This is a genomic window from Streptomyces sp. AK010, from assembly GCF_014207295.1.
In the GTDB taxonomy this organism is placed as follows: Bacteria; Actinomycetota; Actinomycetes; order Streptomycetales; family Streptomycetaceae; genus Streptomyces; species Streptomyces massasporeus.
Window position 1 is genome coordinate 40,891 of the sequence record NZ_JACHCX010000003.1, and the last position, 14,095, is coordinate 54,985.

14 protein-coding genes and 1 tRNA gene are annotated in these 14,095 nt (G+C 69.7%); 4 read left to right on the plus strand and 11 right to left on the minus strand.

The window, feature by feature from the left end; translation table 11 throughout:
- The first annotated feature begins 63 nt into the window (after positions 1-63).
- Together HDC93_RS06275 and HDC93_RS06280 are read left to right on the plus strand one after the other, a co-directional pair.
- Positions 64-138: transfer RNA gene (locus HDC93_RS06275), tRNA-Asp, on the plus strand.
- Positions 139-294: 156 nt separating this feature from the next.
- Positions 295-486, plus strand: coding sequence for a DUF6274 family protein (locus HDC93_RS06280; RefSeq protein ID WP_185008029.1), 192 nt, complete (start codon positions 295-297; stop codon positions 484-486).
- Positions 487-949: 463 nt separating this feature from the next.
- Here HDC93_RS06280 and bldC read toward each other — a convergent pair whose 3' ends face one another.
- Together bldC and HDC93_RS06290 are read right to left on the minus strand one after the other, a co-directional pair.
- Entirely contained in the window at positions 950-1,156 is a 207-nt protein-coding gene (bldC, locus tag HDC93_RS06285; protein WP_003949541.1) for a developmental transcriptional regulator BldC, read from the minus strand.
- A gap of 599 nt (positions 1,157-1,755) precedes the next feature.
- Positions 1,756-2,601 (minus strand): hypothetical protein, encoded by an 846-nt coding sequence (locus HDC93_RS06290; RefSeq protein WP_185008031.1) that lies wholly within the window; start codon positions 2,599-2,601, stop codon positions 1,756-1,758.
- 252 nt (positions 2,602-2,853) lie between these two features.
- Between HDC93_RS06290 and HDC93_RS06295 the strand changes: the two genes are divergently transcribed.
- Together HDC93_RS06295 and HDC93_RS06300 are read left to right on the plus strand one after the other, a co-directional pair.
- Positions 2,854-3,960, plus strand: a complete 1,107-nt coding sequence (locus HDC93_RS06295; protein WP_185008033.1) for a Glu/Leu/Phe/Val dehydrogenase — start codon at positions 2,854-2,856, stop codon at positions 3,958-3,960.
- A gap of 319 nt (positions 3,961-4,279) precedes the next feature.
- Positions 4,280-4,528: a DUF3073 domain-containing protein gene (locus HDC93_RS06300; RefSeq protein WP_185008035.1), complete on the plus strand. Its 249-nt coding sequence runs from the start codon at positions 4,280-4,282 to the stop codon at positions 4,526-4,528.
- Positions 4,529-4,611: 83 nt separating this feature from the next.
- Here the strand turns inward: HDC93_RS06300 and purM are convergent, their stop codons facing one another.
- The 9 genes from purM to purS all read right to left on the minus strand — a co-directional run bounded on the left by purM (position 4,612) and on the right by purS (position 13,878).
- A complete protein-coding gene (gene purM / locus HDC93_RS06305) occupies positions 4,612-5,691 on the minus strand; it encodes a phosphoribosylformylglycinamidine cyclo-ligase (RefSeq protein ID WP_185008037.1) in 1,080 nt (359 codons plus the stop codon).
- Positions 5,692-5,736: 45 nt separating this feature from the next.
- Positions 5,737-7,266 (minus strand): amidophosphoribosyltransferase, encoded by a 1,530-nt coding sequence (purF, locus tag HDC93_RS06310; RefSeq protein WP_185008039.1) that lies wholly within the window; start codon positions 7,264-7,266, stop codon positions 5,737-5,739.
- A gap of 63 nt (positions 7,267-7,329) precedes the next feature.
- Entirely contained in the window at positions 7,330-8,103 is a 774-nt protein-coding gene (locus tag HDC93_RS06315; protein ID WP_185008041.1) for an META domain-containing protein, read from the minus strand.
- A gap of 94 nt (positions 8,104-8,197) precedes the next feature.
- Positions 8,198-9,040, minus strand: a complete 843-nt coding sequence (locus HDC93_RS06320) for a maleylpyruvate isomerase family mycothiol-dependent enzyme (RefSeq protein ID WP_185008043.1) — start codon at positions 9,038-9,040, stop codon at positions 8,198-8,200.
- A 175-nt stretch (positions 9,041-9,215) separates the two neighbouring features.
- The gene (locus HDC93_RS06325) at positions 9,216-10,049 is read right to left on the minus strand and encodes a M23 family metallopeptidase (RefSeq protein ID WP_185008045.1); all 834 of its coding nucleotides are present in this window, start codon (positions 10,047-10,049) and stop codon (positions 9,216-9,218) included.
- Positions 10,050-10,066: 17 nt separating this feature from the next.
- Positions 10,067-10,567: a helix-turn-helix transcriptional regulator gene (locus HDC93_RS06330; protein ID WP_185008047.1), complete on the minus strand. Its 501-nt coding sequence runs from the start codon at positions 10,565-10,567 to the stop codon at positions 10,067-10,069.
- 115 nt (positions 10,568-10,682) lie between these two features.
- Entirely contained in the window at positions 10,683-12,941 is a 2,259-nt protein-coding gene (purL, locus tag HDC93_RS06335; protein ID WP_185008049.1) for a phosphoribosylformylglycinamidine synthase subunit PurL, read from the minus strand.
- Positions 12,938-13,618: a phosphoribosylformylglycinamidine synthase subunit PurQ gene (gene purQ, locus HDC93_RS06340; RefSeq protein ID WP_185008052.1), complete on the minus strand. Its 681-nt coding sequence runs from the start codon at positions 13,616-13,618 to the stop codon at positions 12,938-12,940. The genes purL and purQ overlap by 4 nt, the downstream gene beginning before the upstream one ends.
- Positions 13,615-13,878 carry a phosphoribosylformylglycinamidine synthase subunit PurS gene (gene purS / locus HDC93_RS06345; protein WP_031109675.1) on the minus strand — a complete coding sequence of 88 codons (264 nt, stop codon included), beginning with the start codon at positions 13,876-13,878 and terminating at the stop codon, positions 13,615-13,617. Before purS ends, purQ begins: the two co-directional genes overlap by 4 nt.
- Positions 13,879-14,095: the final 217 nt, after the last annotated feature.

Below are 14,095 nucleotides of genomic sequence, written 5' to 3' on the forward strand. Positions count from 1 at the left end.
GGGCCCCACCCTCCTGTACAGTCTCTTTTCGCAGCGCACCGCAAGGATCGCACTGCGAAACCTGGTCCTGTGGAGCAGTTTGGAGTGCTCGCCACCCTGTCAAGGTGGAGGCCGCGGGTTCAAATCCCGTCAGGACCGCAGAACAAGAGCCCGGATCTTCGGATCCGGGCCTTTTTGCATGCCCTGACCTCGTCGTAAGCCCCTCGGGCCCCCACACGCCGTCTTGACGGTGCCTCATTCCGTCGGTACCCCAGAACCAGGGCCGTTCCCTGTGCGGCCTTCAGGAGGTGGCGTATGGCGACAGTGACCAGGCACGAGACGCGGGCCCTGCTCCGCGCGCACCTGTCGGCCGCGTCGTCGTACCGGCACCTCACCCGCCACTGCCCGATCTGCCATCGCCTGCTGAGGCTGGCGATGGAGTCGGGGCCGGGTGCGCCTCCGGTCGTGGCGCCGGCCCGGGGGGATGAGCGCCCGGCGCCCGCATGATCCACGAGCGGTCTCAACACCCGTCAGGGCAGGGGCTGCTGGAGCCGGAGGCTTCTCTACCGCACCCGTGGCGGAGCTAACAAGCCGCTCGATATGTGACGGGTGTCACCGCATGAGTTTTGGAAAGTGCGGTACTTACGCCCCACCTACAAAGGGTCAATTTAATATGTGCAATTGCACCCTGTCCGGGGTGCCGCACACAGGTGATCCGACACCCCTCCCCAGGCTCCTACAAGGCCGCTCACAGCAGGTGCGACAGACCCACGCCGGACGCACAAAAAAGATCGCGCTGGACCCGGCGGAGTCCAGCGCGACCTACGACGCACCCTGTTGTATGCCTGGAAAGCTCTGACTGGCTTGGGCGTGGGGCCTGTTGGGGCAGGATCCCGCGTCGCTTGGAGCTGTGGTCCGGACGCCACGGCCGATTGGGGGAACCAGCCGGTTTGCCCGGTTATTCAGTTGTTCAGGCCTCGCTGCGCTGCTGCGGGATGCCCGCGAGCAGAGCGCGGACCTCGGCCTCGCGGTAGCGCCGATGCCCGCCGAGCGTGCGGATCGACGTGAGCTTGCCGGCCTTCGCCCACCGCGTGACCGTCTTGGGGTCGACACGGAACATGGTGGCGACCTCAGCCGGGGTCAGCAGCGGCTCGGCATCAGGGGTGCGAGCGGTCATGAGCGGCCTCCTCGGGAGAACCGAACCTTCTCGGTTCTTTCCTCTAAATTCTGCACCTTGACCCGCGTTGCCCGAAATGGCGGACGCGAGTCGAGTCGGTTATAGGACGAACGGCTTGTCCTCGGCACTACAACTACACCATCTGTCCAGCCGCGTCGGCCAAACCGATGGAATTGCCCCTCCAGGTGTCCATCAGCGACGGAAGCCGATGGACCATGCCATAGCGGACAGTCACACCGCTGTGACGATCAGTCACAGGGTGATCAGGAAGTCACCAGGCCCCCCAAAGCGTGCAATGCTGAGATTCCGCCCATAGTGCAGCACTACAGGACGGAAGGAGTCCTCCCCGGACTCCTTGTCCTATTTTGGCATGAGGAGGGGCAAGGGGCGCAAGAGCCTCGTACGTGTAGTCCGTCACGCTTGGCCTACTTGAGAGGTCTGCCCGGATCGAGCTCTACGTCCCTTGTTGACGAAGTCTCAGGAGACGCGCAGCCCGTTTCAGGGACTCGGTGCGAGGACGAAACCCCAAATCGGGCGGTTCGTCAAACGTCAGTTCGTGACCGAAAGCGAGTGGTCTGTACGGACATCAAGGTCAGGCGTCAGTTGGCCGAGCGCAGATTCCGTACGAAACGCCACCGCTCCACGAGCCGGGCGTACGCCTCCCCCGCACCGGCCCCGTCGCCCCGGCGCAGCGCGGCGATGCCCTCGGCCACGTCCGCCGCGGAGTGGTCGTCCTCCAGCGTCCCGGCCGGCACCACGTGCACCAGGCCGCCGTAGTCCAGCTCCACGAGCGAGCGCGGGTGGAACTCCTCCAGCCAGCGGCCGACGTCCATCAGGCCGTCGATCAGGGGCCCTTCGTTCATCGCCTCCCGCAGGGCGCGCAGGCCCCGGGCCACCCTCCGCCGGGCCTGGACCATGGGGGTGCGGTAGCGCAGCACGGGCGGGCTGTCGTCGGACGCGCCCTTGTCGTACTCGCGCTCCTCGTCGGAGACCAGCACGAACCAGTTGATCGGCACCTGCCAGGTGGCGGTACGGATCCACGGCCGGGCGTCCGGGTTGATCGTCAGCCAGCGCTCGTAGTCCTGGGCCGCCTGACGCCGCAGCACGGGCGGCAGGACCGCGTCCATGACCGGTGGGGGGAGCTCCTCGGAGAGCTCGTCCAGGGCCAGCCAGCCGCGCAGCCGGGTGCGCCAGGGACAGACGCAGACGACGCCGTCCACGTCGAGGACGAAGGCGTCGTCGCTCTCGTGCACCGGCACCGGGACCGGCGGGGTGGGGGCCAAGTCGGCGAGGGCCCGGCGGAGTTCGTCCTGGTACGAGGGGCGGTCCGTGCGGCGGGCGTAGCGGGCCCACTGGCTGCGCTCCGGCTCGGGGAAGGCGGCCAGCGGTTCGTACACGCGCAGGTAGGTCGCGTAGGGGACGATCACCGAGGTCACCTTGGGCACGCCTGCTCCCTCCCCCGCGCACCGCCGCGAAAACCTGCGGAACCCACTCACGATCGCGCGGGAAATCTATGCAAATCGTCGCACGGGTGTACTCCGGTCGGAGGTGATCCTGTGCACTGTGCGGTCGGCGGGCCCGCCAGGCTCTAATCTCATGCTCAACAGTCCCCGCCACCCTCCCCCACAGCCAAAAGCGCGGGGGGACCCCCACGGGGGCTGGTCTCCACCCGCCGCACCTACTCAGGAGTCACCACAGTGACCGACGTAACCGGCGCACCTGCTGATGTACTGCACACCCTGTTCCACTCGGACCAGGGCGGTCATGAGCAAGTCGTGCTCTGCCAGGACCGTGCGAGCGGCCTCAAGGCCGTCATCGCCCTGCACTCCACCGCCCTGGGCCCCGCGCTCGGAGGTACGCGCTTCTACCCGTACGCGAACGAGGCCGAGGCCGTCGCCGACGCGCTGAACCTCGCCCGCGGGATGTCGTACAAGAACGCCATGGCCGGTCTCGACCACGGCGGCGGCAAAGCCGTGATCATCGGCGACCCGGACCAGATCAAGAGCGAGGAGCTGCTCCTCGCCTACGGCCGGTTCGTCGCCTCCCTCGGCGGCCGCTACGTCACCGCCTGCGACGTCGGCACGTATGTCGCCGACATGGACGTCGTGGCCCGCGAGTGCCGCTGGACGACCGGCCGCTCGCCGCAGAACGGCGGCGCCGGAGACTCCTCCGTCCTCACCGCCTACGGCGTCTACCAGGGCATGCGGGCCTCCGCTCAGCACCTGTGGGGCGACCCCTCGCTGCGTGGCAAGCGGGTCGGCATCGCCGGCGTCGGCAAGGTCGGCCACCACCTGGTGGAGCACCTGCGGGCCGAGGGCGCCGAGGTCGTCATCACCGACGTGCGCGAGGAGGCCGTGGGGCGGATCCTCGCGGCGCACCCGACGGGCGTGACGGCCGTGGCCGACACCGCGACCCTGATCCGCGCCGAGGGCCTCGACATCTACGCCCCGTGCGCGCTCGGCGGTGCCCTGAACGACGACACCGTGCCCGCGCTGACCGCCAAGGTGGTCTGCGGCGCCGCCAACAACCAGCTCGCCCACCCGGGCGTGGAGAAGGACCTCGCCGACCGCGGGATCCTCTACGCGCCGGACTACGTGGTGAACGCCGGCGGTGTGATCCAGGTCGCGGACGAGCTGCACGGCTTCGACTTCGACCGGTGCAAGACGAAGGCGTCGAAGATCTTCGACACCACGCTGGCCATATTCGCACGTGCGAAGGAGGACGGTGTTCCGCCGGCCGCCGCGGCCGACCGGATCGCCGAGCAGCGGATGCACGACGCGATCCTGGCCCGCCGGGGGCGCTGACCCCGGGGCGGTGCGGGACTGATCCAGTGAGTCTCGTACGTTTGGCCGGTACCCGCCGGTGGGCAGTTAGAGAGAACTCTCACTTCTACCGGCGGGTCGACCGTCGATAAGTGGTTAAAATCGCGGTTGACCAGCGAGGACGGGGCGCCTCGAAGGTCCTGGGCGCGGGCACGTCATGCGGGCGACGTACCGTATGGGCGCGGGCTCAGGTACCGTGGAAGCCCTACGGACCGGTCTCTCCGCGGAGAGACCGTGCCGGACCATGAACGCGTGTCAAGACTCTGGGGCCGTCGAGCCCCGTCGTTGAGGGGGTCGAGCCATGGGGCGCGGCCGGGCCAAGGCCAAGCAGACGAAGGTCGCCCGCCAGCTGAAGTACAACAGCGGTGGGACTGACCTCTCACGCCTGGCCGAGGAGCTGGGTGCATCGCCTTCGAATCCGCAGCCGCCTAACGGCGAGCCGCTCGAAGACGATGATCAGGATGAGGACCTGTACGCACGGTACGCCGACCTCTATGAGGACGACGACGACGAGGACGGCCAGTCCTCGCAGCATCGTCGCGGTGCTTGACCCTGCACTGAGCACTTGCCCGGTCGGTGACTGAAGGTCACCGACCGGGTTCTGTGCTGCCTGCAGGGTCATGACCCCGTGTCTCAGCTCGCGTAGTCACCGATCAGGGCGGCACCGGTGGGGTGCTCGCCCCGGTCCGTGATCTCTCCGGCCACCCAGGCGTCCACGCCGCGGTCGGCGAGGGTCGCCAGGGCCACGTCCACGGACTCCTGCGCCACGATCGCGATCATGCCGACGCCCATGTTCAGGGTCTTCTCGAGCTCCAGGCGCTCGACGCTGCCCGTGCGGCCGACCAGGTCGAAGATCGGGGCCGGGGTCCAGGTGGAGCGGTCCACGATCGCGTGCAGCTCGTCAGGGACGACCCGGGCGAGGTTGGCCGCGAGGCCGCCGCCGGTGATGTGGCTGAAGGCGTGCACCTCGGTGGTGCGCATCAGGGCCAGGCAGTCCAGCGAGTAGATCTTCGTCGGCTCCAGGAGCTCCTCGCCGAGGGTGCGGCCGAGCTCCTCGATGTGCGCGTCCAGCGCCAGGCCCGCCTGGTTCAGCAGGACGTGGCGGACGAGGGAGTACCCGTTCGAGTGAAGACCGGAGGACGCCATGGCGATCACCGCGTCACCCGACCGGATGCGATCCGCGCCGAGCAGCCGGTCGGCCTCCACGACGCCCGTACCGGCGCCGGCGACGTCGAAGTCGTCCTCGCCCAGCAGGCCCGGGTGCTCGGCCGTCTCACCGCCGACCAGGGCGCAGCCGGCGAGCACGCAGCCCTCGGCGATGCCCTTGACGATGGCGGCGACGCGCTCGGGGTGGACCTTGCCGACGCAGATGTAGTCGGTCATGAACAGCGGCTCGGCGCCGCAGACCACGATGTCGTCCATGACCATGGCGACCAGGTCGTGGCCGATGCTGTCGTACACGCCCAGCTGGCGGGCGATGTCGACCTTGGTGCCGACGCCGTCCGTGGCGGAGGCGAGCAGGGGCCGCTCGTAGTTCTTCAGGGCGGAGGCGTCGAAGAGGCCGGCGAAGCCGCCGAGGCCGCCGAGGACCTCGGGGCGCTGGGCCTTCTTCACCCACTCCTTCATCAGTTCGACGGCGCGGTCGCCGGCTTCGATGTCGACGCCCGCGGCTGCGTAGCTGGCGCCGCCCTCGGCAATGGGTTTCTCAGACATGGCTAAGCAGAACCTTCGTGTCGTACGGCAGGTGTTACGGGCCGTCTACGGGCGGCGGATCGCGTCGGCGGCGGCCGTGGCGGCCGGGCCGGCGGCCAGCTCCGTCTCCAGCAGCTGCTTGCCGAGCAGCTCGGGGTCCGGGAGCTCCATCGGGTACTCGCCGTCGAAGCAGGCGCGGCACAGGTTCGGCTTGGCGATGGTGGTCGCCTCGATCATGCCGTCGATGGAGATGTAGGCCAGGGAGTCGGCGCCGAGCGAGGTGCCGATCTCTTCGATCGTCATGCCGTTGGCGATGAGCTCGGCGCGGGTGGCGAAGTCGATGCCGAAGAAGCAGGGCCACTTCACGGGCGGCGAGGAGATCCGGATGTGGACCTCGGCCGCGCCCGCCTCGCGGAGCATGCGGACCAGGGCCCGCTGGGTGTTGCCGCGCACGATCGAGTCGTCGACGACGACCAGGCGCTTGCCCTTGATGACTTCCTTCAGCGGGTTCAGCTTCAGGCGGATGCCCAGCTGGCGGATGGTCTGCGAGGGCTGGATGAACGTCCGGCCGACGTACGCGTTCTTGACGAGGCCGGCGCCGAACGGGATGCCGGAGGCCTCCGCGTAGCCGATCGCCGCGGGCGTGCCCGATTCCGGGGTCGCTATCACCAGGTCGGCCTCGACGGGCGCTTCCTTGGCGAGCATGCGGCCCATCTCCACGCGGGAGAGGTACACGTTCCGGCCGGCGATGTCGGTGTCCGGGCGGGCCAGGTACACGTACTCGAAGACACAGCCCTTGGGCTTCGCCTCCGCGAACCGGGAGGTCCGCAGACCGTTCTCGTCGATGGCGACGAACTCGCCCGGCTCGATCTCCCGGACGTAAGCGGCGCCGCAGATGTCGAGTGCGGCGGACTCGGAGGCGACCACCCAGCCGCGCTCCAGCCGGCCGAGGACCAGCGGGCGGATGCCCTGCGGGTCCCGGGCCGCGTACAGGGTGTGCTCGTCCATGAAGACGAGCGAGAAGGCTCCCTTGACCTTCGGGAGGACCGTGTGAGCGGCCTCCTCGATGGTCAGCGGCTTGCCGTCCTCGTCGACCTGGGCCGCGAGGAGCGCGGTGAGCAGGTCGGTGTCGTTGGTCGCCGCGACGCGCGGGGGGCGTCCGCCTTCCTGCTTGGGCAGGTCGGCGACCATCTCGGCGAGCTGGGCGGTGTTGACGAGATTGCCGTTGTGGCCGAGCGCGATGGAGCCGTGTCCGGTCGCGCGGAAGGTCGGCTGGGCGTTCTCCCAGACGGAGGCACCGGTGGTCGAATAGCGGGCGTGACCGACCGCGATGTGACCCTGGAGCGAACCGAGGGAGGTCTCGTCGAAGACCTGGGAAACCAGGCCCATGTCCTTGAAGACGAGGATCTGTGAGCCGTTGCTGACCGCGATTCCCGCGGATTCCTGGCCTCGATGCTGGAGGGCGTAGAGCCCGAAGTACGTGAGCTTGGCGACCTCTTCGCCCGGAGCCCAGACGCCGAAGACGCCGCAAGCGTCCTGGGGGCCCTTCTCACCGGGGAGCAGGTCGTGGTTGAGTCGTCCGTCACCACGTGGCACGCCACCGAGTGTAGGCGAGGTCGACCACTGGTCCGAATTGGGGATACCGGACCTTCCGGCGGATCACCGCTCGGCGACCGCTCGCACACTCGTACCGTTTTCGCTGGTCAGCGTAAGGGTTTGGTGATCGACTCCGTACTTCAGCTTCCCGTCGAAAAGACGCAGCAGCGTCCTCTCGGCGTTCATGAGTGAGTCTTCGCACATCATTCGGGTCGTGGCCGGGGGGCCGATGGTGATATGGCCGTCGCGGACCGTGGCCTTCGCGTTCACCTTGTTGCAGCCGAGGCTGCCGGAGACCGTGCCCTTCTCCTCGTCGAAGGTGAGGTGGGCGCGGCCGTCGGCGTTCGGGGTCGTGACGGTCCACTTGGTGCCGGCCAGCGGGGCGTCCTCGGCCCTGGTCAGGTGGACGGTGTCGCCCCCGTCGGTGGTGAGGGTGAGGCGGTCGTCGTCCACCTTCGCCTTCAGCTCCTGGTCGGAGAAGGCCCGCGCGAGGGTCGTCTCGAACTCCATGGGCTTGTTCTCGCAGGCCATCTCGGTGGACCTGGTCTTGCCCAGCCGGACGCGGTCGCCGTCGACGGTGGCCTCGGCGCTGAAGTTGTTGCAGCCGAGGCTGCCCTCGGCCCGGCCCTTGTCGATGGTCACGTGGGCGCCGGTGGGGGCCTTCTGCGTCCTGCCGTCCGCGGTGACGCTGTCCACGCTCCACCGCACGCCGGTGACCGGCTTGTCGGCACCGACCGAGCCGCTGCCGCTGTCCGCCTTCTCGCTGCCGCAGGCCGCCATGAGCGGGACGAGCATGGCGGCGGCCGTCAGGGTCATGCGCTGCTTCTGCCTGTCCATGCCACTTCGACGGAGGACCCGGGGGGATCGGTTCCCCTTACGGCGGGGATTCCTTCTTGTGCCATGGGCGATCAGCCGGACGGGCGGCGGAGGCTCAGGCCGTCAGCGGCAGGAGGGCCGACAGGTCCGCGCGCTCCCCGCTCGCGCTGACCTTGGCGTCCTGGAGGGCCTCGGCCCAGGTCAGTCGCCCGGTCGCCAGCCGGATCCAGGTCAGGGGATCCGTCTCGACGACGTTGGGCGGGGTGCCCCGGGTGTGCCTCGGCCCCTGGACGCACTGCACCACCGCGTACGGCGGCACCCTCACCTCTGTCGAACCGCCGGGTGCCTTCGCGGCGAGCGCGTCGGCCAGCAGCCGGGTGCAGGCGGCCAGGGCCTGGCGGTCGTGGGGGATGTCCAGGCCGGGGACGGCGGCGTTGAGGTCGTCGGTGTGGACGACGAGTTCGACGGTGCGGGTGACGAGGTAGTCGGCGAGGGGCAGTGCGCCGGCGCTGGTGGCGAGCAGCCGGGTGCCGGGGTGGGCGGCGAGGTCGGCGGTGAAGCGCTCCTCGACGGCCGCGAGGTGGGCGGCGAGGTCGGCGGTGAAGCGCTCCTCGACGGCCGCGAGGTGGGCGGCCGGGTCGGGGTGTCTCCCGGCCGGCTCACGGGCATGGGCGGCGATGTCCGGGGCGTCGGCCACGATCGCGGCGGGCCAGTCGAGCAAAGTGCCGTCCTGCTGGGCCGGCTCCGGCAGGCCGGTCAGCCGGGAGACCGCCGCGAGGCTCATCCCGACGTGGGCCACCAGGTCCCGGACGGTCCAGTCGCCCAGCCGGGTGGGCAGGGCGAGCTGCTCGGGGGTGAGTCCGGCGGCGGCGGCCCGTACGTTCCCGAACTGGGCGAGCACCGCCGTGCGGATCTTGGCGGGGTCGTAGCTGCGGGTGCGCTTCTTGGCCGGTGGCATGGGGGTCAGCCTAAGGGGTCCTTTCACTATGAGCGTCCGATCAGGGCGCGTGGTCTGGTGCCGTGCGTCGCAAGGCGCCGGGAAGCCCTCGTAGCGGAGCTACTAGGGCTTTTCGGCAACGCGGCGAGGTGCGGTGCCAGACCGCGCGACCCGGACGGGCATAGTGAAAGGACCCCTAAGTGGGGGCTGTGACAGACGGGGGCGCCTCGAAGGTCTCCCCGTTCCGGGGGACGCCGATGCCCCGCCAGGTGAAGGGGACCCCTCGGGCCGCGTCCGGGTCCGGGCCGTCCATCAGCTGGAAGTGCAGGTGCGGCTCGGAGGAGTTGCCGGAGTTGCCGCAGCGGGCCAGGACCTGTCCGGCCCGCACCCGGTCGCCCTCGCGGACGGTGAGGGAGCCGCGCCGGAGGTGGGCGTAGGCGGCGTGGGTGCCGTCGCCGAGGTCGAGGACGAGGTGGTTGCCGAGGATGCGGCTGACGCCGGACACCTCGCGCACCGAGCCCTCGATGAGCAAGAGGTACAACAGGGCGGGCAGCGAGTTGCGGCTGAGATGGTCGCGCTGCCCGTCGGTGGCCCGTACGACCGTGGCGTCGGCGACCGCGAGGACCGGGGCGTCGAACGCCGGGAAGTCCTGGGGGCGGCGGGCGATCGGCCACAGCCGGGCGAAGGCCGGACGGCCCCCCAGCTCGGGCTCGGCGAGGATGTCTATGGCGTACGTCTGCCCGTGGGCGTGGACGCCGTGGCTCGGAGTGCGGTCGGCCGGGCTGTTCAGCGCGGACCAGCGGCCGGTCACGGGCGGGGCGACCTCCAGGGGCTCGGGGGCGACCCGGGGGTCGTCCGGGGCGCCGCCCCACCGGTTGGCGACGGTGACGACGGCGTACGCCGACACCAGAGGCACGAAGTTCCACAGGACGTTGTAGTCCCAGCCGAAGCAGACCTGGGCGGTCACCAGGCCGACGAAGGCCAGTTGAAGGCCTCGGGAGGCGACTGCGCCGAGCTTGCGTGCGGACATCCTGTCCCCCAGATCCTCTACGGGCGGGTCGTCGCCAGCGCCGTCAGCAGCGGTACGACCCGCCCCGGCGGCACCTCGTGACGGCCCCGGCCGGTCGTGTGCAGCCAGCCCGTGGCGGTGAGCTGGCGCAGGTGGTGGTAGATCTGGCCGGTTGTGCCGACCTCGTCCAGCTCGGCGAGTTCGGCGGCGGTGCGCCGGCCGCCGAGGATCTCGCGCAGCAGGCGGATCCGGACCGGGTGGCCGAGCGCGGCGAACGACTCCGCGGCCGTCGTCCAGTCGCCCTCGAGCAGGTCCTGGGTGAGGGCGGCCATCTGCCAGGCGTACTCCTCGCCCGTCGGCAGGCGCACGGAGCCGGTGTACAGGACTCCGCCGTCGGCCTCGCCTGCCTCGGTCAGCTGCTCCCGCAGTCCGTTCAGGGCCCAGAAGTCGCTCCCGTCGATGCGGGGGGCGGTGCGCTGGGCGCCTTCCAGGGCGGCGAGGCGGCGCTCCAGGTCGGCGACGCGTTGTTCGAGTTCCACGATCCCGAGATTATGGAACTACGTAATCTCGTGCAAGAGTGATTCCGGCCTGTCCGCCCCGGACACGGCGAAGCCCCACGCCCGGCGGACCGGGCGGGGGCTTCGGAGCGGTTGCCTACCTCAGCAGCGCCGGGATCGTGCCCTCGTGCGTCTCGCGCAGCTCGGACAGGGACAGGGCGAACTCGCCCTGGACGTCCACGGTGTCGCCGTCGACGACACCGATGCGGGTGACCGGGAGGCCCCGCGCACCGCACATGTCGTTGAAGCGGACCTCCTCCGAACGCGGCACGGCCACGACCGCGCGGCCCGCCGACTCGGAGAAGAGGAAGGTGAAGGCGTCCAGACCGTCCGGGACGATCAGGCGGGCGCCCTTCTCCCCCAGCAGCGCCGACTCGACGACCGCCTGGATCAGACCGCCGTCGGACAGGTCGTGCGCGGAGTCGATCATGCCGTCGCGGGAGGCGGAGATCAGGATCTCGGCGAGCAGCCGCTCCCGCTCCAGGTCGACCTTGGGCGGCAGGCCGCCGAGGTGGTCGTGCACGACCTGGGACCAGGCCGAGCCGCCGAACTCCTCATGGGTGTCGCCGAGGAGGTAGAGCAGCTGGCCCTCCTCCTGGAAGGCGACGGGCGTGCGGCGGGCCACGTCGTCGATGACGCCCAGGACCGCGACGACCGGGGTGGGGTGGATGGCCGCCTCGCCCGTCTGGTTGTAGAGCGAGACGTTGCCGCCGGTCACCGGGGTGCCGAGCTGCTGGCAGGCGTCCGCCAGACCGCGCACGGCCTCCGCGAACTGCCACATCACCGCCGGGTCCTCGGGCGAGCCGAAGTTCAGGCAGTCGGAGACGGCGAGCGGCTTGGCTCCGGTGGTGGCGACGTTGCGGTACGCCTCCGCCAGGGCCAGCTGGGCGCCGTAGTAGGGGTCGAGCTTGGCGTACCGGCCGTTGCCGTCCGTGGCGATGGCCACGCCGAGGCCGGTCTCCTCGTCGATCCGGATCATGCCGGAGTCCTCGGGCTGGGCGAGGACGGTGTTGCCCTGCACGAAGTGGTCGTACTGGCTGGTGATCCAGGACTTGGACGCCTGGTTCGGGGAGCCGACCAGCTTCAGGACCTGGTCCTTCAGCTCTTCGGAGGTCGCCGGCCGGGGCAGCTTGTTCGCGTCGTCGGCCTGGAGCTCGTCCTGCCAGGACGGGCGGGCGTACGGGCGCTCGTAGACCGGGCCCTCGTGCGCGACCGTGCGCGGGTCGACGTCGACGATCTTGCCGCCGTGCCAGTAGATCTCGAGGCGGTCGCCGTCGGTCACCTCACCGATGACGGTGGCGATGACGTCCCACTTCTCGCAGATCTCCAGGAAGCGGTCGACCTTCTCCGGCTCGACGACCGCGCACATGCGCTCCTGCGACTCGCTCATGAGGATTTCCTCGGGCGAGAGCGTGGAGTCGCGCAGGGGGACGTCGTCCAGGGTGACGCGCATGCCGCCGGAGCCGTTGGAGGCGAGCTCGGAGGTGGCGCAGGACAGACCCGCGGCGCCGAGGTCCTGGATGCCGACGACCAGCTTCTCCTGGAAGGCCTCCAGGGTGCACTCGATGAGGAGCTTCTCCTGGAAGGGGTCGCCGACCTGGACGGCCGGGCGCTTCGAGGGCTTGGCGTCGTCGAAGGTCTCGGAGGCCAGGATCGAGGCGCCGCCGATGCCGTCGCCGCCGGTCCGGGCCCCGTAGAGAATGACCTTGTTGCCCGCGCCGGACGCCTTCGCGAGGTGGATGTCCTCGTGCCGCATGACGCCGATGGCACCGGCGTTGACCAGCGGGTTGCCCTGGTAGCAGGCGTCGAAGACGACCTCGCCGCCGATGTTGGGCAGGCCCAGGCAGTTGCCGTAGCCGCCGATGCCGGCGACGACGCCCGGCAGGACGCGCTTGGTGTCGGGGTGGTCGGCGGCGCCGAAGCGCAGCGGGTCGACGACCGCGACCGGGCGGGCGCCCATGGCGATGATGTCGCGCACGATGCCGCCGACACCCGTGGCCGCGCCCTGGTAGGGCTCCACGTACGACGGGTGGTTGTGCGACTCGACCTTGAAGGTGACCGCGTAGCCCTGGCCGACGTCCACGACACCGGCGTTCTCGCCGATGCCGACGAGCATCGCGTCGGACTCGGGGGCCTTCTCGCCGAACTGGCGCAGATGCACCTTGCTGCTCTTGTACGAGCAGTGCTCCGACCACATCACCGAGTACATGGCGAGCTCGGCCCCGGTGGGCCGGCGGCCGAGGATCTCCACGACCCGCTCGTACTCGTCCTTCTTCAGGCCCAGTTCGGCCCAGGGCAGCTCGACGTCGGGGGTCGCGGCCGCGTGCTCGACCGTGTCCAGAGGCGTCCGGCTCATGCGTTGACCAGCTTCTTGAGGATCGAGGTGAAGAACGGGAGGCCGTCGGTGCGGCCGGTGCCGATCAGCGGCTCGACGGCGTGCTCGGGGTGCGGCATGAGGCCGACCACGTTTCCGGCCTCGTTGCTGACGCCGGCGATGTCCCGCTGCGAGCCGTTGGGGTTGAAGTCGAGGTACCGGAAGGCGACACGGCCCTCGGCCTCCAGCTTGTCGAGCGTGTACGCGTCGGCGACGTACTGCCCGTCGTTGTTCTTCAGCGGGATGTGGATCTCCTGGCCGGCCGAGTAGTCGGTGGTCCAGGCGGTCCCGGCGTTCTCCACCCGCAGCCTCTGGTCGCGGCAGATGAAGTGCAGGTGGTCGTTGCGGAGCATCGTGCCCGGCAGCAGGTGGGCCTCGGTGAGGATCTGGAAGCCGTTGCAGATGCCGAGCACCGGCAGACCGGCCTTCGCCTGCTCCAGCAGGGGCTCCATCACCGGTGAGAAGCGGGCGATGGCCCCGGCGCGCAGATAGTCGCCGTAGGAGAAGCCGCCGCACAGCACCACGGCGTCGACCTGCTTGAGGTCCTTGTCCTTGTGCCACAGGGCGACCGGCTCGGCGCCCGAGACGCGGATCGCGCGCTGTGTGTCACGGTCGTCCAGACTGCCGGGAAAAGTGACGACGCCAATACGAGCGGTCACTTCGCGGCCTCCGCGACTTCCTCGACCCGGATCGAGAAGTCCTCGATCACGGTGTTCGCGAGGAACGACTCCGCAAGATCATGAATGCGGGCGAGGGCGGCCTCGTCGACCGGCCCGTCAACTTCCAGTTCGAAACGCTTTCCCTGGCGGACGTCCGAGATCCCCTCGAAACCCAGCCGCGGCAGTGCGCGCTGCACCGCCTGGCCCTGGGGGTCGAGGATCTCCGGCTTGAGCATGACGTCGACTACGACGCGTGCCACTGGCACTCCCGGTGTGTGGTGCTGAGCAGGTTCCTTCAGACTACCCGCACAAAATTTCTACGCGCGTTGACTTGTAGGAAACTACGTGACCGTCATCACGATCCGGCATCGGCGGACCCACACACGAAATTTTCGGGAAGGATTCCGGATCGACACCAGGGAACTATTGCGCCCACCTGCCTCCCGCCGTCACCCTTCCAACGAAGTCGCTCCGCTC